Annotated in this window: 19 protein-coding genes and 2 pseudogenes; 13 read left to right on the top strand and 8 right to left on the bottom strand. The window is 38.3% G+C overall.

The features are described 5' to 3' along the window. Positions 1 to 243: 243 nt before the first annotated feature. Both B5X64_RS15920 and dinB read right to left on the bottom strand, forming a co-directional pair. Positions 244 to 3315: a DNA polymerase III subunit alpha gene (locus tag B5X64_RS15920; protein WP_079466172.1), complete on the bottom strand. Its 3072-nt coding sequence runs from the start codon at positions 3313 to 3315 to the stop codon at positions 244 to 246. Positions 3316 to 3325: 10 nt separating this feature from the next. Then, positions 3326 to 4468: a DNA polymerase IV gene (dinB, locus tag B5X64_RS15915; RefSeq protein ID WP_079466171.1), complete on the bottom strand. Its 1143-nt coding sequence runs from the start codon at positions 4466 to 4468 to the stop codon at positions 3326 to 3328. Positions 4469 to 4529: 61 nt separating this feature from the next. Here dinB and B5X64_RS23065 point away from each other — a divergent pair. The 6 genes and pseudogenes from B5X64_RS23065 to B5X64_RS15895 form a co-directional block, all read left to right on the top strand. Further along, positions 4530 to 4712, top strand: a pseudogene (locus B5X64_RS23065) (helix-turn-helix domain-containing protein); the annotation flags it as partial. Between the two features lie 39 nt (positions 4713 to 4751). Then, complete coding sequence (locus B5X64_RS15910; RefSeq protein WP_228418961.1) at positions 4752 to 5303, top strand: S24 family peptidase; 552 nt, start codon at positions 4752 to 4754, stop codon at positions 5301 to 5303. Between the two features lie 96 nt (positions 5304 to 5399). Then, entirely contained in the window at positions 5400 to 5936 is a 537-nt protein-coding gene (locus tag B5X64_RS15905) for an alpha-ketoglutarate-dependent dioxygenase AlkB family protein (protein ID WP_228418959.1), read from the top strand. A gap of 32 nt (positions 5937 to 5968) precedes the next feature. Then, a complete protein-coding gene (locus B5X64_RS22625; RefSeq protein WP_073334137.1) occupies positions 5969 to 6181 on the top strand; it encodes a hypothetical protein in 213 nt (70 codons plus the stop codon). Between the two features lie 133 nt (positions 6182 to 6314). Then, entirely contained in the window at positions 6315 to 6992 is a 678-nt protein-coding gene (locus B5X64_RS15900; RefSeq protein WP_079466170.1) for a type 1 glutamine amidotransferase domain-containing protein, read from the top strand. An 886-nt stretch (positions 6993 to 7878) separates the two neighbouring features. After that, a complete protein-coding gene (locus B5X64_RS15895; protein WP_164463434.1) occupies positions 7879 to 8769 on the top strand; it encodes an exodeoxyribonuclease VII large subunit in 891 nt (296 codons plus the stop codon). A 48-nt stretch (positions 8770 to 8817) separates the two neighbouring features. Here the strand turns inward: B5X64_RS15895 and B5X64_RS15890 are convergent, their stop codons facing one another. Together B5X64_RS15890 and B5X64_RS15885 are read right to left on the bottom strand one after the other, a co-directional pair. Then, positions 8818 to 9294, bottom strand: a complete 477-nt coding sequence (locus B5X64_RS15890; RefSeq protein ID WP_079466168.1) for a DUF6265 family protein — start codon at positions 9292 to 9294, stop codon at positions 8818 to 8820. Between the two features lie 110 nt (positions 9295 to 9404). Beyond that, positions 9405 to 10217: a helix-turn-helix domain-containing protein gene (locus B5X64_RS15885; protein ID WP_079466167.1), complete on the bottom strand. Its 813-nt coding sequence runs from the start codon at positions 10215 to 10217 to the stop codon at positions 9405 to 9407. A gap of 115 nt (positions 10218 to 10332) precedes the next feature. Here B5X64_RS15885 and B5X64_RS15880 point away from each other — a divergent pair, with 115 nt between their 5' ends. Beyond that, entirely contained in the window at positions 10333 to 10509 is a 177-nt protein-coding gene (locus B5X64_RS15880; protein ID WP_055983569.1) for a histone H1, read from the top strand. A gap of 148 nt (positions 10510 to 10657) precedes the next feature. On the opposite strand, the gene B5X64_RS15875 is transcribed toward B5X64_RS15880, so the two are convergent. After that, the gene (locus B5X64_RS15875; protein ID WP_079466166.1) at positions 10658 to 10924 is read right to left on the bottom strand and encodes a hypothetical protein; all 267 of its coding nucleotides are present in this window, start codon (positions 10922 to 10924) and stop codon (positions 10658 to 10660) included. A 177-nt stretch (positions 10925 to 11101) separates the two neighbouring features. On the opposite strand from B5X64_RS15875, the gene B5X64_RS15870 reads away from it, so the two are divergent. The 5 genes and pseudogenes from B5X64_RS15870 (at position 11102) to B5X64_RS15855 (ending at position 15355) form a co-directional block, all read left to right on the top strand. Beyond that, positions 11102 to 11383: a helix-turn-helix domain-containing protein gene (locus tag B5X64_RS15870; RefSeq protein ID WP_079466165.1), complete on the top strand. Its 282-nt coding sequence runs from the start codon at positions 11102 to 11104 to the stop codon at positions 11381 to 11383. Positions 11384 to 11478: 95 nt separating this feature from the next. Continuing rightward, positions 11479 to 11979, top strand: a complete 501-nt coding sequence (locus B5X64_RS23260; RefSeq protein WP_338030629.1) for a hypothetical protein — start codon at positions 11479 to 11481, stop codon at positions 11977 to 11979. 5 nt (positions 11980 to 11984) lie between these two features. After that, complete coding sequence (locus B5X64_RS15865) at positions 11985 to 12926, top strand: DUF3945 domain-containing protein (protein WP_338030628.1); 942 nt, start codon at positions 11985 to 11987, stop codon at positions 12924 to 12926. Positions 12927 to 12977: 51 nt separating this feature from the next. Further along, positions 12978 to 15099: pseudogene (locus tag B5X64_RS15860) on the top strand (type IA DNA topoisomerase). Positions 15100 to 15136: 37 nt separating this feature from the next. After that, positions 15137 to 15355 carry a hypothetical protein gene (locus tag B5X64_RS15855; protein WP_034675205.1) on the top strand — a complete coding sequence of 73 codons (219 nt, stop codon included), beginning with the start codon at positions 15137 to 15139 and terminating at the stop codon, positions 15353 to 15355. Positions 15356 to 15513: 158 nt separating this feature from the next. On the opposite strand, the gene B5X64_RS15850 is transcribed toward B5X64_RS15855, so the two are convergent. The 3 genes from B5X64_RS15850 to B5X64_RS15840 are packed head-to-tail and all read right to left on the bottom strand — an operon-like array spanning position 15514 to position 17595. Then, complete coding sequence (locus tag B5X64_RS15850; RefSeq protein WP_079466163.1) at positions 15514 to 16806, bottom strand: hypothetical protein; 1293 nt, start codon at positions 16804 to 16806, stop codon at positions 15514 to 15516. Positions 16807 to 16815: 9 nt separating this feature from the next. After that, positions 16816 to 17361 carry a hypothetical protein gene (locus B5X64_RS15845; RefSeq protein WP_079466162.1) on the bottom strand — a complete coding sequence of 182 codons (546 nt, stop codon included), beginning with the start codon at positions 17359 to 17361 and terminating at the stop codon, positions 16816 to 16818. A gap of 27 nt (positions 17362 to 17388) precedes the next feature. Beyond that, positions 17389 to 17595, bottom strand: coding sequence for a hypothetical protein (locus tag B5X64_RS15840; RefSeq protein ID WP_079466161.1), 207 nt, complete (start codon positions 17593 to 17595; stop codon positions 17389 to 17391). 179 nt (positions 17596 to 17774) lie between these two features. On the opposite strand from B5X64_RS15840, the gene B5X64_RS15835 reads away from it, so the two are divergent. Continuing rightward, on the top strand, positions 17775 to 17990 hold the full coding sequence (locus B5X64_RS15835; RefSeq protein ID WP_228418953.1) for an FAD-dependent oxidoreductase: 216 nt from the start codon (positions 17775 to 17777) through the stop codon (positions 17988 to 17990). Positions 17991 to 18238 lie beyond the last annotated feature (248 nt).

Here is an 18238-nt window from a genome sequence, read left to right as displayed (position 1 = left end):
TCATATAGGATAAAGGATCAGTAAATATGAAAAAAACCTAATTAAAAAGAGATCCTTGAATTGATTCCAATGATATGAAGTAAAATAGTGGAAGCAAGTCCTTGCATTATTGAAAAGAACGATATTTTTAGTTTATGATATCTGGCAATTCAGACAAGCAAGTTCAGGCGTGCTGCGAAAAGGTCTCTCAACCCTTAAGGAATAATAACGCTCATCCACTTCATCGATTAGTGGTATTTACAATCACATTTTCTGTCTGGGAAGTCTGATCTCATGTGCCTGTGGATAGGGCTGCCTGTATGTCATGCTAACATCTTCCCGAAGTCCTCTCTCAATTTCATTAGCTTTCTCCTGATCCATTGAATATCGCGGATCGGCAATAAGCGGCATCTTGGCCATCTTGGTAATGGTGACCGTCGGAAAATGATAATCGACTTCCACCGTTCCCAACAACAAATAAATTCCCCCTTCTTTGAAAGGAAATTTTCTAAGACTATCCGGAAAATGCGCTGTGTCAAAATACTGACCATCAGCATCGATCCAGGTCCCGAAGTACATGTCGTCTTTCTTGCCGGGATGATCTTTCTTTTTGATAGGCACATGCTTTCTTGATATCAGATAGGCCAGCATTTTGACCTGTTTCTTATGATATTTCAGAAGATCCTTTACTAATACGTGACCTCTGTACTTTGTTTTCAGCATATCAAATATGGAATAGGAGACTGGAAAGCCCAGTATTTCAATTTCGTCGAAAGCATCTTCAAACCGGTCTCTCTGAATAACCGGTAACTTATAATCCTTCTGAGGCTCGTCAAATAAAGAAATAATTTTAGTTCTGTACTGACCTTTAGAGAACAGGAATCTGGCCTCGATCAGCAGTTCATGTTTTTGCTTTCCTGTGAACCTGAAAGCTCCGATGAAAATAAGGGTCTGCAATGTTTCGATACCTATAGAAACTCTTTTCACAAAATCCTCAAGCGATCTGTAATCTCCATTGTTCTTTCTCTCTTCAGGGATGAACTGCTTGACCGTAGCCTCTAATTTTTCGATGTGCATTAGACCTAGGTATACGTCTGTTACATAGACCGTGGTCTGAAATTTACTGAGGTTGACACAAGGATTATGAATGGTCGCTCCTGCCATTTTAGCTTCGTGCACATAAACTTCCGTCCTATAAAATCCACCGCCGTTGTTGATGGCAGAAACCATAAATTCAATAGGGTAGTAGGCTTTCAGATAAAGACTCTGATAACTTTCCACCGCATAGGAAGCCGAGTGGGCTTTACAGAATGAGTATCCTGCAAAGGATTCGATCTGGCGATACACTTCTTGGGACAATTTTTCAGGATGACCCTTTTTCTTGCACGATTCAAAAAAATCATCTTTTAATTTTTGCAGGGCGGATAATGAACGGCCCTTGCCGCTCATGGCTCTTCTTAGTACATCCCCATTTTCCGCAGAAACGCCGCCGAAATGCATGGCGATCTTAATGACATCCTCCTGATAGACCATAATACCATATGTCTCGCCCAGTTCTTTTTCGAAGACCTCGTGAAAATATTCAAACTGGTCGGGATGATTATGCCGGAATATATATTCCCGCATCATACCGCTCTGTGCAACTCCGGGACGAATGATGGAGGAGGCTGCAACCAATACCTTGTAGTTATCACATTTCAGCCTTCTTAATAATCCCCGCATCGCAGGCGATTCAATATAAAAACAGCCGATGGTCTTTCCAATACTCAGGAACTCGTTGCACTTAGCCTCATTCTTGGAAATCCTTGTATCCTCTATGTCTACAATAATCCCTCTTTTTTCTTCGATCAATTTTACTGCATCTTTAATGGTTCCCAACCCTCTTTGTGAGAGAATGTCAAACTTTTCCAGTCCAATATCCTCTGCCGTGTACATATCGAACTGCACGATCGGAAATTCCTTTGGAGGAAACTCCAAAGCAGAGTAATTCGTGATCGGTTCCTCTGAGATCAGGATGCCGCAGGAATGCATGCTTCTCTGATTGGGAAAACCGACCAGCAATCTTTCATACTTGTAGATCTCCTGAACGATGGAATTCTGATCATGCTGATCTCTCGGTTTTTTAGAGAGTTCATCCAATTCCTCTTTCGGAAGCCCAAAAACTTTCCCCAGTTCCCTGAATCTTGATCTGCTCTTAAACTCCACATTGGTCCCGCAAAATGCCACATGGTCTTTACCATATCTATCAAAGATATATTCCAGTATGGTGTCCCTATTCTTCCAACTCCAGTCAAGATCAAAGTCTGGAGGGGTTTTTCTATTGAGGTTCAAAAACCTTTCAAAATAAAGATCCAGTTCCAAGGGGCAAATATCGGTGATCCCGATACAGTAGCTCACAATGGAATTGGCACCGCTTCCCCGACCGACGTGCATAAAGTCCATCCGATTACTGTACTGGACAATATCCCAGGTGATCAAAAAGTAGCCACAAAAATTAAGTTGATCGATCACCGCCAGTTCTTTATCAACTCTTGCCTTTGCCTGTATGTTATCATCAGGATATCTTTTGTCTAAGCCCTCATAAGCCAGTTTTTTCAATAATTTAAAATCATTTTCCTTATTTTCGGTATAATATTTTTTATTTTTCGGTGTCTTGAAGTCAAAGTCAAAACTGCATTCATCAACAATATATTTTGTGTTTTCAATGATCTCCGGATATTGGGAATACTTCTCTAACAGTCCTCTTTTACCGATAAAGGTCTCATTGCTTTTACAATAATCATCCTCTGTGAGTTTAGTAAATAAGGTGTTGCCATCTATTGCTCTTAATACTTTATGCAATTCATATTCTTCGTCTGTCTTAAAGGTTACCGGATGCAGGATGACCATTTTATGGGTCAAAGCTTTCAATTCAGGATCGAACAACCGATTGAGCTCATCCTGTCTTATCCCGATAAATTCATGTTGAAGCAATTTTTCAGGAATATTTGTTAAGGGATAGATCACAAAACTATCTTCCAGGTCAGGATTAGCTTTAGGTATTTCAATTCCGTCACAATTATAGTTGGTCAAAAGCCTGTTGACCTCTGCTATGCCTTTTGGGTTTTTGGCAAGACAGATGTAGTATTGTTCATTTTCAATCCTAATATCCATACCGACAATCGGTCTGATTCCTTTTTCCTGACAAAGTTTGTAAAACTGATAGATACCCGTAACCGTATTGATATCCGTCAATGCCAACACTTTTAGTTGATAATCAACAGCCAGCTGAACCAGATCTTCAACAGGGATGGTTCCATAACGTAAACTGTGATAAGTATGGCAATTAAGAAACATAGATAAAAATTTATTTTAAAAATCCCGATGCCCTTCCTACACTTGAGCTTCCAAATCGGTTTTTAATATGATCCATTGTCTGATATAGGGAGATCATTTCTTCAGTGTCTTCGAAAAGATCCATCTGATGAAGTCCGTGTACCAGTCCGGTAAATCTGACACCGATCAATCGGATCCTCATTCTTCTGGTGTAGACTTTTTTGAAAAGTTCCAAAACATACTTGAGCAAAGTATGGTCAGCTGAGGTGTAAGGAATTCTGCATTGCTTGATCTCAGTATCGAAATTGGAATACCTGATCTTTACGGATACCGTTGAGGTCAGCCATTTTTCATGTCTCAGCTGATAACAAAGCTTTTCAACCATTCCCGATAGAATGCTTCTGATCTTCATTATATCGATGGTATCCTGAGCAAATGTATCCTCCGTGGAGATCGACTTTCTTTCAGAGTATGGGATTACAGGGGTTTCATCGATGCCATGGGCTTTCTTCCAAAGTACCGTTCCATTCTTTCCGACCAGTTCCTGTAATACATCGACCGGCATTTCAGAAAGGGTCTTTATGGTCTTGACACCCAATCGTGAAAACAGGTTGAATGTTTCAGGTCCGACCATCGGTATCTTTTTTATCGATAAAGGATTTAGGAAATGCTGGATATTCTGTTCTTTCACTTCAAATCTTCCGGTGGGTTTGGATTCACCGGTTCCGATTTTGGAGACCGTCTTATTAGTAGACAAAGCAAAGCTGATCGGCAAACCGGTATTTTTTGTTACGGCGTCGACGATATCATTGGTCCACTGAAAGCAGCCGAAGAACTTGTCCATTCCCGAAAGGTCAAGATAAAATTCATCAATGCTTGCCTTTTCCAACACCGGTACTCTTTCCTGAATTACCTCTGTCACCAGATGCGACATATTTGAATAGTATTCCATATCGCCCTTGATCACTTTTGCTTCAGGACATAACCTCAAAGCCATTTTTATCGGCATCGCTGAGCGTACTCCAAACTTCCGAACTTCATATGAGCATGACGCAACCACACCACGATCACCACCTCCAATGATTATCGGCTGTTTCTCCAATTCGGAGTTTTTCAGCCTTTCACAGGAAACAAAGAACGTGTCCAGATCCATATGTGCAATTGCTCTTTCCATTTGACAAAATTAGATACATTATGTATCTTTTTTATTATATTTGCAGATACAAATTGTATCAATGTCGATATTTTCAGAAAACATCAGGCTTCTAAGGCATAAGAAAAATTTATCTCAGCAGAGCTTTGCAGAAAGTCTAGGGATGAGTAGAGTGCGGTATTCAAAATACGAAGACGGGCGTTCAGAGGCACCTTACGAGATCCTGATCCGGATCTCCAAATTCTTCAATGTGAGCATCGATCTGCTGCTGACCTTGGATATCAGCAAATACCCGGTGGACAATATGATGAAGCTACCGGAGAACAGGGTGGTATTGCCGATCACCGTAGATTCTGAAGGGGAGAATTTTATCGAGATCGTACCTCAGAAAGCATCGATGGGTTATCTGAAAGGTTTCAGTGATGCAGATTATATTGATAAGCTTTCCCGAATGAAACTTCCCTTTTTGAAGAATGGAAAATACAGGGCTTTTCTGGCGGATGGTGATTCGATGCCTCCTTTTGCAGACGGCTCCTATATTATAGGCGAATACATAGAACAATTGACCGACCTGAAACCCGGCAAGGAATATATTTTCGTCACTTCAGAAGGCATCACCTACAAGACATTGGTCAAGCAGACGAAAAAGTCGGTTATCGTCTCGGCAGACAATACATTTTATGAGCCTTATGAGATCCCTCTTGAAAATGTTTTTGAGGTATGGAAATATGTGCGTGGGATCCTTCCGGAAAATTATAAACCTGGAAAGACAAATGAGACCTATATCAATACAGTGTTGCAGGAACTTAAAACCAGTATCAAAGAATTGGATGATAAGGTTTCATCCATTAAATAATTTTTTTCAATCAATATTCCCATGCAGCTTAGTTTATTTGATACAGAAGAATTTTACGAGTTTCCAAAAGACCTTTTGGAATAAAGGGAGAATTTCCTGAGTCGGGAAGAGGCGGATCAATTGAAAGACCATCTTCTTAAAACGGCTCCGTGGGAGCAGCGTACTCAGAAAATGTATGATAAGACAGTCATAACCCCACGACTGACCGCTTGGTATGGTGATGACAAAAGATCTTACGAATCGGCTGATAATAATACATCCGGTACCAATCCCTGGACTCCGGAGTTGCTGGCATTAAAAGAAAGAATTGAACAAGAATTCGGTTATAAGTTCAACGGGGTTCTATTAAACCTCTATCGGGACAATAAGGATTCAGTAGCCTGGCACAGGGATAAGGAAAGCAGGTATGGAAAGCGTCCTGTTATTGCATCCATCAGTTTAGGCGAAACAAGAAACTTTGATTTCAGAAAAAGAGACCACCATCAGAGCAAGTATAGCCTGCCGCTTCCTAATGGTTCACTCCTTATTATGAAAGGGGATCTTCAGGAAAACTGGGAACACCGGATCGCCAAATCTACAATACCCATGAAGGAACGTGTTAATCTAACGTTCCGATTGATCAGTGAACTATAATATCATGAAAAATAAAATTAAATAATAGTTATATGTCTATTTCGTATTACGATTTTAAAAATCTACCCACGCAATCTCAATACGAATTGGCTTTGGCCGAAGGAAGGGTCATCAGTGAAACCTCGAAGGATGGACTAAAGTTTGTATTATATGAGCTGTCAAGTTTTTCAGTTGAGATAGTATATAAGACCATCAATAACAAGATAGAAGGTCTTAGCGTCTTCCAGAATAAAGGAACTTTATGACACATAAAATAATTTTCATTTGTCTGCATATCAAAAAAATGTGATCCGGATCACATGAAAATTGTGACTTGGATCCTGTGTTCAAAACACAGATAAATTCCAACTTTGTAGTATTAACTAAATAAATATAAAAATGAGCAAAAAAGTTTTATTTGTGCTTACGAGTCACGACGAATTAGGAAATACAGGTCAGAAGACCGGATTCTGGACTGAAGAATTAGCAGCGCCATATTATGCATTGTCTGATAAAGGGGTTGAAATTACATTGGCATCTCCAAAAGGGGGGCAACCGCCGATCGATCCTAAAAGTGAAGATCCCTCGTCTCAAACGGATGCTACACTCAGAATGGACAAGGATGAGTTTTTAAAGGATAAATTAAAAAACACCCACAAGTTATCCGAAGTCAAAAGTGAAGACTTTGAAGCGGTATTTTATCCTGGTGGTCACGGTCCTTTATGGGATCTGGCTGAAGACAAGGTTTCTCAGGACTTAATTGTTGATTTTTACAGCAATGATAAACCTGTAGCATTCGTTTGCCATGCACCCGGAGTTCTGAAGGATGTGAAAATTGACGGTGAATATCTGGTAAAAGGTAAAAATGTCACTGGATTTACCAATACTGAGGAAGAGGCAGTACAATTGACTGATGTTGTCCCTTTTCTGGTAGAAGATATGCTGAAAAAGAATGGCGGATCATACAGTAAAGTCGAAGACTGGGCTCCTTATGCTGTGGTTGACGGAAGACTGATCACAGGACAGAATCCTGCATCATCTGAGAAAGTTGCAGAGGAATTATTGAAATTAATATAGACCATTTTCATTCAGAAATAGATCTTGTCATCAAAGATCAATTGATGACGATAAAAATGATTGCTTTTTTAGGAAACATTAAGATAATCAGGTCTTTTTTAAAATACAATTAACACCATTGATCATCTTCGAATGTATTTAGTTTCCATAATTTTGCAAAGGAAATACTTGTAAAAAGGTTTTCATGGTTATTAGTTTTTATCCCCATATTATTTGGGGATTTTTTTATTTCTAAAGCAACTAAAATGTTGTAATAGTTGAAGCCAAAAGTTAGAAAGTGACATACGTTCTATATTCTTTTAAAGTATAGGTAATTGTTGCATTCAATTTAAAAGCTCACCTTTTCAGGATATGTAATCACGGCTATTTTATTTAAGTGCAATTAGCAATACCTTTGCTTCTCAAGCTTTTTTAAAACGACAGTCAATCACATGGACGATCAAGATGTCACATATCCGGTCTATTCACCAGCCTCAGTCATTGGGATCTTCAGCAATGCCTTGAAGCTCAATGCCACGGTCAATATCTGATCTATCTTAAAGGCAGATATGCTTTTGGTGGCGGTAAATCATATGGAAACTATTATTATGACCTTCTGTTCTCAGAAGGTGATCACACTTCGATAGGGATTCGTATTTCTTCATTGCTCAGGAGCAAGATCACCAATAATGAGGTCTACACACTCAGAGGATTTATTGAGAAAAGCATTAAAAATTCTTCGATTGAACTGCGCTTTGTTGTGGACGAGATCGTTCAGCAGGAAGAGAGATCCATCTCCGAAGAAGAACTGGAAAGGTATGGGCTGATCCAGAAAAAACTGGAGACAGGATCAAAAGACCTTGAAACCCTTATCAGGGATAAGATGCTCAAAGATGAAAAGGTCAGGGTGGCTAACATCTATGGGAACAACGCCATTGTCCAGAAGGATTTTTTTGAAGGATTGGATGTTTCCCGAAAATATTTTGATATTTCAGATCACAGCTGCAATATCACTTCCTCCACGGCGATCATTTCCAAACTGAATGAAATTTCAGCTTTGGATTATGACATTGTTGCCTTGGTCAGGGGAGGAGGTGACCGGCAGAGTATGGAGACTTTTAATGACCTGAGCCTATCCGAATTATTCATCAAAATGAAACCGGTTACTGTTACGGCTATCGGTCATACGGTCGATGAAACATTATTGGATAAGCTGGCTGACAAGCGTTTTCACTTACCACACGATTACGGAGCTGGATTGCATACCATTGCAGAGAAGCTATCCCACGAACGATCCAATTCAAGGGCCCTCCTAATTGATGAGGTCAAAAAAGATGTTACCAAGCAGTTTTCGGAACAGGTAGAAACTTTGGAAAAGCAGCTGAAGAAGAAAAATGAAGAATTCACCGAAGCCCAGAAAATATATAAAGAGCAAGTAGAGAACCATAACAAAACCTTTACAGACCAACTGAAAATCAGAAACGAGGAGTTTCAGAAACTTCAGTTATCATCCGGTAAACAGTTGGAAGATCTTCAGAAGAATTTCCAGGAGCAGCAGAAACAGCGCCAGGCTGAAATGGAAAGCTACAAAAAGGAGATCGCTGTTCTGCACGAGAAGAATGTCCAGTCCGCCATCAATGAAAGTACAGCTTCTTTAAAAATTAATCTGGAAACTCTGAAAAAGGAAAATGTCAGGCTTAATCAGGAAGTCCAAAGTAGTAAAACCGATCATACGAAGATTATCATTGCATTTCTAGTGGCGTTGGTTATAGGATTTATTCTTGCAAAATTTATATAGCATAAAAGAGCAGGTTTTAACCTGTTCTGCGGATTAATATATGAGACTCTATTTAATACGTCTCATTGGGAAGTAACGCCGTTCTTCCTTTCCATTCCTAAGTCCTGAAATCTCAGCCTTCAAAGAGTCTTCACCAATCTTTTTGTAAGAGATGACCTGTGGGAAATCGTGCATTTTATTTTCAAACACCAAATGGGTTTCAGAAATTCTCTTTCCCTCAAAACGGATCGGAGTACCTTCATTCTGATCCTTAACAGCCGGAATATAAAAAAGTTTGCCTTGCTCGTGGACCAATCGTATGCTCTCAAATAAGATAGTATCCTTATTCTTGATCACATAACTTTTACCGACAAGTTCATTTCCATCGCCTTTTTTCCAGGTTTCATAAATACTACCTTTCGAAGTTTTATGTTCCCAGGTTCCGACCAGCCATTCTATTTTTTTTATATTGCTTGAATTTTTTAAGGTACAGGTACAAAGCGTTAGCAGGGCAGCAACCACATAAAAATTTATTCTTTTTCTCATCGTTTTGGTTTTATTGATGGCGTTTACGACAATTCTCTTTGCCTTGTCATCAGATCACGATGCGAAGTTGCAATATCCCCTGTAAACAAAATTGTAAAAATGCGACATGATCAATCTACGATAAAAAAAGAGGTCATTTTCAGATTCTTTCCGTAGAATTCTTTTGGGGTAATGCCAACAAGTTCTTTGAAATCTTTGATGAAGTGAGCCTGATCATAATAATTATTCTCATGGGCCAGAGCCGTAAGGTTAGCAGATTCCTTCGTCAACAGCATCTTAAGTGCAGCCTGCAGACGAATGGTCTTTGACAGTTGTTTTGGGCTTAAACCTATGGCCAGATAAAATTTACGCTCCAATTGCCTGCGGTTGATATGGATCTGGCTGGAAAGTTCATTAATGGAAAGTTGTCCGTTGCCCGTTAAAATGGTCTCAACAGTCGATCTCACAATATGATCTATAGTTTCTAAGCGGCTCAGACTGTTCAGTAAAAATATTTCGACCAACTTGATCCTTTCCTGCACCGAATTCACATTTAATATTTTCTCCTCCAGATCTTTCCCTTTCCGTCCGAAGAGTTTTTCCAATGGAATAGCAGTGTTTTCCATTTCCTTTATGGGTAGGAAAGCAAAAGGTAAAAAACCATAGGGATGAAAGCGGACAGAGAAAATACCCGTCCTTCCGGTAGGTTCTATTTCAAGTGGTCTTGTCAGCTGACCGATGACAAAGCATCTGGATTGGATCATACTTTTTCCTCTGCCGGTGTACTGCTTATAAAGATCACCATAATGAAAGATCATCTCCATACATCCATCTGGAACGACGGATTGCTTTTCCCGTTGTTCATCTACTGAACTTTCCAGTGTCCAATAGCATTTGACAAGTACCTCCAATTCCTTATCAGGCTCAAATGTTTGGTAATTCATCGGTTTTTAATTTCAATAAAAATAAAAAAAATCATCTAAACAAGATTGAAAATCATCGAATAAAAGCCCCATAACCATTATATTTGCCGTCCAATTAATTTTAAATTATCACATTATGAAAGAACTAATCGAAAAGATCAACGCAGAATTTGAAGCATTTTCTGCTGAAGCTAATCAACAATCTGAAAAAGGGAACAAGGCTGCCGGGACAAGAGCAAGAAAATCTGCCCTTGAACTAAGCAAATTATTTAAAGACTTCAGAAAAGTTTCTGTTGAGGAATCAAAGAAATAAGAATGTTACGATACTGATCCCTGCAAATTTTGCGGGGATCTTTTATTGAACCCTATTTTTAGGAATTTCAAGACGTTAACAAATTTATTGTTGTAAACTAAATCATTCATTACCTGAAACGGATAGATGTACAAATTCTAATGAGATACTACAATTTATTAAGATGCTTTTCCGCACAATCATGTAGAATTTTATCAATCTCGATATCAATCTCATTTGAAATATCACTCGTCCTACTGAATCCGATTCTGCCTGTCCCACTTTGTCCAAATGTGATTATATAGGAATCATTCAGATCAATATTTTGTTCAGAAAGAAAATTTTTATGCTTCTCATTGAGTTCTGCAATTTTAATCTCAACACATTCTGTAAATTTCTCAGCAGCACTTCCAAAAAGTTGTTCTGTCAATCCCATCTTATTTTTATTTTATAGTAAATATCGATCTTTTACCAAAAATATTCATTTCAAAAACTTAAAATCTTTTCGGTACTACGAAAAGGTAGTGATTTTATGTGATGTTCAATTTTCAACTTTACCCCAATAGAAAGTTGATCAACTGTTCATACCCTTTAACATTAAAAAATCACCGTTATGAATACCGAAAGAACAGAATTTATCGCATGGATGCAAAGGATCATGGAACGATTCGATATCCTTAAAGAACAAGTGGCATCCAGCCAATCCCGATTTATCGAGATCGACGGCGAGGTATTGCTTGACAATCAGGACGTACTGCAACTTCTTAAGATCAGTTCAAGGTCCTTGCAGCGCTATCGCACAGACAAAAAGCTGCCTTACTACACCATTAGTGGCAAGCTATATTACAAGCTGTCCGATGTCCATCAGCTCATCAGAGAATGTCTAAGTGCATAATGAAGTAGGACAGAAGCTGCCAAAGAAGTAGAGAAAGTTCCAAATCAACCCATTCAACGCTCATCCCGCTACCTTCATCGCACAAAATATCTGCTATGGAAAAGAAGGTACAGAATGAAACGAATGAGATCAAGCCGTTGTCCGACACATTGCTTGTCTTGAACATCCATACCAATGCTGTTGAGATGGTCAAAGGAATCGACCAAGATGGAAATCTGCAAAAGATCCCTCCTGACGAGAAAAAGGAGAATGACCAATTGATCCGGGTTGACAAGCACGGCGACCCTTTCTCCAACTTCTTTTCCAATTTCTACAGGCAGCTTAAAAACCCATCGCATTTCAATTTCTTCAAGGTCTCGGAATATAATGCGGTCAATACCGCGAAAGACCTTCAGCAGTATGTCGATCAGGCATCCCCTGAAGAAAAGGAAAAGCTGAAAGATTATGCAATACAATTAAAAAATACAAACCCATTAAAAAATCAGAATACAATGGAAAACAACACAGAAACTCAGGAGTACCGTTTCCAGCCTGAACAGATCGACTGGAAAACTATGGAGAAATCGGGCTTAACCAGGAGAAGCTTGAAAAAATGAATGCTATGGATCCTCTTCTCAGAGGCTTCAAAACCAATAATTTAATTCCCATTACCATCAATTTGGGAACAGCGGTCAGCAAGATGGATGTCCGCCTATCACTCCAAACCGCAGACAACGGCGAAGTTGCCGTTAACCTGCACGGCATCCGCAAAGAGCCCAACTACAACCTCAAGTTTCTCGGTCACGAGTTCACCGATGAAGACAAAAAGAACCTCAAAGAAAGTGGGAATATGGGCAGGGTTGTCGATCTTGTCAATCCCAAGACCGATGAGATCATTCCTTCCGTGATCAGCCGTGACCGACTGACCAATGAACTGGTCGCTTACAGGGCTGAGTATATGAAGATCCCGGATGAGATCAAGGGCATCAGATTGGATGACCACCAAAAACAAACATTGCTGGAAGGCAAGCCTCTTTATCTGGAAGGGATGACCTCTAAAAAAGGAGAACTGTTTGATGCTACTGTACAGTTCAATGCAGATAAGCGTTATGTTGAATTTATCTTCAACAACAACCAAAACCAGCATCAAACACAACAAAAGAACCCATCCAGTCAGCAAAATCAATCCAAAGATGGGGAAGCCCCGAGAGTATTCCGTGGAAAAGAACTGGATGATGCACAGTACAACAAATTCAAAGCAGGGCAGACGGTGTATGTGGATGGTCTTGTAGACGGCAAAGGAAAAGCCTATCAAGGCTACATCACCTTCGATAAGGAAACGTCCAAAACGGACTTTTCATTTACCAATCCCAATAAGCTTAAAGAAAAAGCCCAGCCGTCGGAAGACCACAAGACTCAAAAGGCAGTCAATTCCGATGGCAAGACGAATGAAGCCACCAAGAATCTCAAAGAGCCTTTAGAGTCCAAACAGCAACAACCTGCCAATAAAAAGCAGGAAGATCAGCAGAAAAAGCCGACAAGATCAAAAGGACGCAAGATGTAGTCGACCACTGACAATTAATAATACAATTACAACCACAATAAATCCAACCCTATGAAAGCCATCATCGCAGAAAAGCCCAGTGTCGCAAGAGAGATCGCACAATTGTTAAATGCCAACGAAAGAAAAGACGGTTATCTGGAGGGCAACGGTTACTGCATAACTTGGGCATTAGGTCATTTGGTGTCATTGGGAATGCCGGAAGATTATGATATAAGAGGCTTTGACAAAGCCTCTTTGCCTATCTTTCCAGATCCATTCCTGTTGATCCCAAGGTCCATTAAAAAACAAAACCAGAAAGGTTACCAACCTGATCCTTCCGCACTCAAACAAATTAAAGATCATACAAAATGTCACCGATCGATGCGACAGTATCATCGTTGCTACCGATGCAGGAAGGGAAGGTGAGTTGATCTTCCGATACATCTACCACTACCTCCAATGCAATAAACCGTTTGAAAGACTATGGATCAGTTCCCTGACTGAAAAAGCCATACAGGACGGTTTCAAAAAGCTGCAACGAGGTTCGGCATTCGATGGTTTGTATCAGGCAGCAAAAGCCAGAAGCGAAGCCGATTGGCTGGTCGGGATCAATGCCACCCAGGCATTGAGCATTGCTGCTAACCAAGATGTCTATTCCTTAGGCAGGGTACAGACCCCGACACTCGCTTTGATCTGCAAGAGATTTGAAGACCATAATAATTTTACCCAAAACAAATACTGGCAGATCCAGTTGAAGCATCGAAAAGAATACCTGGATTTCACCAGCCAGTCCACGGAGCAATGGGAAGACAAAAAACAGGCAGAGCAGATCCTAAGATCCATAGAAAGAGAGGGCAGGGCTACTGTTGAGAATGTCTCAATCCAAACTGTAAAAGAACCATCACCTCTTCTTTTTGACCTGACAGAACTTCAGAAGGAAGCCAACAGAAAGCTAGGTCTGTCAGCTGATGAGGTCTTGCAGACCGCACAGTCACTTTACGAAAAGAGATTCATCACCTATCCACGAACCGGGAGCAACTATATTCCCGAAGACCTTTGGGCAGAGATCCCGGAATTGGTCAGAATTCTCAATACGGTCGATCAATTCAAACCTGCCATTTCAGCCCTTAAATTCGGTAATTTCAACAAAAGGATGGTGAATGATCTAAAAGTAACTGATCACCACGGAATGTTGATCACCACAAAAATACCATCTGCACTCAATGCAACCGAGAAAGCCATCTATGATATGATTGCCTACCGTTTACTGGAATCCTTGTCAGAACATTGCAGCAAACAGGTCAGCCACATTACACTCAAAGTACACCACTATGAATTCAGCATCAAAGGATCAAAAATACTAACCAAAGGCTGGCGAGCCATCAAAGGGATACTCTCAGAACATAACGATAATAACAAAAATAACGACAGCACTTCCAATAACCATAATGTTGAAGAAACACTTATTGACCTGCCAGAAATGAAAATCGGGGATGAGCTGAAAATTTCACAAGCAGACCTACAAGAAAAAACAACCCAACCGCCCAAACTGTACAGTGAGGCAGATCTGTTGTCGGCGATGGAAAATGCAGGAAGATCGATCGAAGATAAAGAACAACAGAAAGCCATTTCAAATATCGGGATCGGAACACCCGCAACCAGAGCTTCCATCATTGAAACCCTGCTCAGCAGAAACTACATCATCCGAAAAAGCAAGACTTTAGTACCAACCGAAAAAGGAATCAAAGTTTATCACCTTGTCAAAAACCAAAAGATAGCCAATGTACAAATGACCGCAGAGTGGGAGATGGCATTGGACAAGATCGAAAAAGGCGAACTCAATTCAAAACAATTCATCACTGACATCAAAGACTACACAAAAGAGATCACTAAAGAACTATTATCACTATCCATTCTACAAGAAAATATCCCTGAACTCAAATGCCCAAAATGCCAGCAGCACAACCTCATCATCAAAGACAAGATCATCAAATGCCCTGATGAACAATGCAACTGGATGCAGTTCAGAACTGTCTGTGGCGTGCAGCTAAGCTTACAGCAGATTACTTCACTCATCAACAACAGAAAAACCCCTCTCATCAAAAATATGAAGGCCAAGAACGGCAAAAAGTTCAGTGCCTATCTAGTTTTGAAAGATGACCAAAAAACCATATTTGAGTTCCCGGATCACTAAATTTATTTTAAAAATAAGTATCTTAGAAATAAAAGTTTTGAAAGTATTTCTATGTTATCAAAATGGATCGGTAGAAATCAAATGGGACCTACCATTTCTTCCCCGTACCGGAGAATATATTTCAACCACTGAACTTTTATCGGAGAAAGAATTCAAACAGTTGGGCACAAAAAAAGATTATCTCAAAATCATCAACATCTCATGGTTTTTGTATAAAGATGGGAAACAGTCTTCAGTGGAAATTCTATTAGAATAATAAACTAAACTAATTATTTTAATTAAAGTTGTGAAAATATATTTATTAAGGCAGTGTAAAAAGTTCTCTAGTGTTGAAAACCATTTTAAGAGTAATCCACCACAAGTAAATTCTTTAAAAGATAGTTTCGGTTGTGATAAATAAGTCATGGAAAATTATTATTCAGGAAATTCCTGATTTGTAAATTTTCCTTCAGTTAAATCAGTAAACCAACCTAAAGTTTTTATGTCGTTTTTTACTAATTCCTCATATTCTTTTGGGTAGGGCTTAATATTTTCAATTAAGCCAAATTTTAAAAAATGGTCTTTATTTGTTGAAATCAAAATAATGGTTGGATATTTATATTTTGTATAGACATTAAATGATTCGACAGCTAGGTTGTTCAATATGTTGAACATCTCATCAGTCATTTCTTCTGTGTAACTCGTAAACAGAATCCCTATTTCCCCGAAGTCTACTAATCTTCTTCCGAAATATAATCCTGTATTATTAGCATTTTTCTTGTGAAAATCAAAATAACTCTCTCCAATTGATCGCCTTGTTAAACGATCAAATGATAATAAATGTTTTGCTAATTCTTCTCTGTATGGAGTAATATTTATTAATAATTCATTCTCAACAAATCCATCGACGAAATAACTTATTTTGTCAGCTTCTTTTTTGTTTTCAAATCTTTTTCTCGAAATAAACTCATTCCATTTATTGTCTATGACTAAATAGAATCCATTTACTGTTTCATCATTTAAAATATCAGGAAACTCTCTCTTATTTTCAAAAAAGTGAGCTAATAAATCTTTCTCAGTGCCTGACAGTAGAACTGTTTTTGTATTATTGTCAAAGCTATTTTCTGTTATTGAAAAGAATTCTTTCTGCGTTTCAACTGAAAAGTCATCTTCTTCGGCAGGAAGAATAATGGTAAATTTATCTTTAAAAAGCTTTTCCCTTTTTTCAATATAATCAATAAAGTCCGGGACTGTATCTAATTCTTTGATAATTGTTTCAAAAGAGTCTCTATCAAATAATGTTATAAAATCACCATTATTGGTAATTGAGCTGAATGGATAAAATTTGACATTCTCACCTAAATTTACTATAATTCTAAAAGTTTTTTTAATAGAATCTTTATGGAAAATTTCTTCAAATTGTTTATCAGGATGTTTTATTCGAACTTCATCCCTTGAAAATAAAGTTTTGTAAGCCCCATTGATTTGCTTCGTAGCTTTGGAAATAGTATTGTTGAAATAACGATTATGATTACCCTTAAATTCATAATTCTTTACTGAAAAGATTATGGCTATATCTTTAAAAATAATTAGTAAATCACAGATTTCTTTTTTATTGCCATTTTCCAACTTTGGACTTGGATAACACCAATACTTAAAAAATGTTGAGAAAGCTAACTGATTAACAAATTCTTCTCCTTCGGTTCCTCTAATTTGACTATCCATCATAAATAAATTTTATCCATTCTCATGGTTAATAATTTCAAATCTATTAAATATTTTATCTATATCAACATAGTATATCTCCTCATATGGAGTACCGCTGTATGAAAATTTACAATAGAAGTGAGGATGAAGATGATATTCATTACCGTCGATATCGTAATCAATGATTTCTGAATAATTGATTTTTCCAATTTTAGAAACTATAAAGTTATTGCCATTTGTTTTCTCTTCAGGTTTGAGAAATCTCCATTTATTATTTTGTAATGAAATTATTTCGTGTGTACTTATGATAAATTCTAAACCTTTATCATAAGTTTGGTATAATCCTGCATTGTACCAATCATATTCACCAAACTCATTAGGTTCATTTGTGTGAGGGTAACTTTTGTCGTTAAATTTTCGAATTAACATTTTCGATTTTCTTTTTCGATTTTTAAGAGGGTAGTTGAGCCAATCTGAAAAATCTTTTTTTATACGGTTTTTCAAAGTCTGATTTCTCAAAAAGTTTTCCTCTTCATTTTCAGTAGTCCATAAAAATTGAGGATAGTACTTTTTCAATAACTTTTCATTGTTTACTTTTTTGGCCTATTCTCCAAGAGGTAAGTCCGAGATAGAAATTTCTTCAAGGACGGTTGCCGGTTCCTGTAAAAACGGAGATGTAAGCTTCAGTACAAGATTAAGCCAGAGAATAAAAGAAGCCGATCTATCGGAATATTTTTCAAACTCAGCTTTAGTTCCGGTACCAAGAAGTACACCCTTAGTAGAGGGAGCTGTTTTTCCTGCCAGGATCATTTGTGAAACGCTTGTCAGCAATGGATTAGGGGAGAGCGTGGCAAGTTGCCTACAACGTAAGTATGCAATTCCCAAATCAAGTGGACAATTTCATGCCGATACAAGAAATACGGTGCAACAACATCAAGAAAGTTTAGAAGTAACTCCAATATTAATCACAGAACCAACCATTATTGTGGTTGACGATATTCTTCCCTCAAGAATTAGGTTGTGAAGTAACCGAACAAGGTTACTTAAAAGTAGATATGTTCCAAAAAACTACTATTTCGGGAGTGTATGCTTGCGGAGACAATACCACATTTATGAGGTCAGTAGCGCAAGCCATATACGCTGGTGGTGTTTCCGGTTCAGCAGTCAATATGGAATTGATACAAGAAAAATGGTCAAATTTATAACTTATGAATGTTTGCCTATTGATATGGAAAAGTTTGGTTAATATTTTTGCCACCGCAATGGTAGCTTAAAAATTATTTTATTCTCTGAACATTCTATATGAAATGAAGGTGAGTTGCTATGGGAAAATTATCTCTATTTGTTCTAATCTTACAAAAGCTGTAACGCTGTATAAATTCACCAATCTCTAATTGATCTTCAAATTTAAAATCCTTTAGAACATTGTTTGATTTTTTTATGCGTTAATCAG

This window comes from Chryseobacterium balustinum (assembly GCF_900168205.1).
Lineage (GTDB): Bacteria > Bacteroidota > Bacteroidia > Flavobacteriales > Weeksellaceae > Chryseobacterium > Chryseobacterium balustinum.
The sequence above is the reverse complement of the archived record's forward strand: the minus strand, read 5'-3'. Positions and strand labels throughout refer to the sequence as shown.

What these genes read in the sequence shown, in the direction of transcription:
- B5X64_RS15920 (WP_079466172.1), bottom strand. Translation starts at nt 3,315, where the DNA reads ATGTTTCTTAATTGCCATACTTATCACAGTTTACGTTATGGAACCATC.
- dinB (WP_079466171.1), bottom strand. Translation starts at nt 4,468, where the DNA reads ATGGAAAGAGCAATTGCACATATGGATCTGGACACGTTCTTTGTTTCC.
- B5X64_RS15910 (WP_228418961.1), top strand. Translation starts at nt 4,752, where the DNA reads ATGATGAAGCTACCGGAGAACAGGGTGGTATTGCCGATCACCGTAGAT.
- B5X64_RS22625 (WP_073334137.1), top strand. Translation starts at nt 5,969, where the DNA reads ATGTCTATTTCGTATTACGATTTTAAAAATCTACCCACGCAATCTCAA.
- B5X64_RS15900 (WP_079466170.1), top strand. Translation starts at nt 6,315, where the DNA reads ATGAGCAAAAAAGTTTTATTTGTGCTTACGAGTCACGACGAATTAGGA.
- B5X64_RS15890 (WP_079466168.1), bottom strand. Translation starts at nt 9,294, where the DNA reads ATGAGAAAAAGAATAAATTTTTATGTGGTTGCTGCCCTGCTAACGCTT.
- B5X64_RS15885 (WP_079466167.1), bottom strand. Translation starts at nt 10,217, where the DNA reads ATGAATTACCAAACATTTGAGCCTGATAAGGAATTGGAGGTACTTGTC.
- B5X64_RS15880 (WP_055983569.1), top strand. Translation starts at nt 10,333, where the DNA reads ATGAAAGAACTAATCGAAAAGATCAACGCAGAATTTGAAGCATTTTCT.
- B5X64_RS15875 (WP_079466166.1), bottom strand. Translation starts at nt 10,924, where the DNA reads ATGGGATTGACAGAACAACTTTTTGGAAGTGCTGCTGAGAAATTTACA.
- B5X64_RS15870 (WP_079466165.1), top strand. Translation starts at nt 11,102, where the DNA reads ATGAATACCGAAAGAACAGAATTTATCGCATGGATGCAAAGGATCATG.
- B5X64_RS23260 (WP_338030629.1), top strand. Translation starts at nt 11,479, where the DNA reads ATGGAAAAGAAGGTACAGAATGAAACGAATGAGATCAAGCCGTTGTCC.
- B5X64_RS15865 (WP_338030628.1), top strand. Translation starts at nt 11,985, where the DNA reads ATGGATCCTCTTCTCAGAGGCTTCAAAACCAATAATTTAATTCCCATT.
- B5X64_RS15850 (WP_079466163.1), bottom strand. Translation starts at nt 16,806, where the DNA reads ATGATGGATAGTCAAATTAGAGGAACCGAAGGAGAAGAATTTGTTAAT.
- B5X64_RS15840 (WP_079466161.1), bottom strand. Translation starts at nt 17,595, where the DNA reads ATGATCCTGGCAGGAAAAACAGCTCCCTCTACTAAGGGTGTACTTCTT.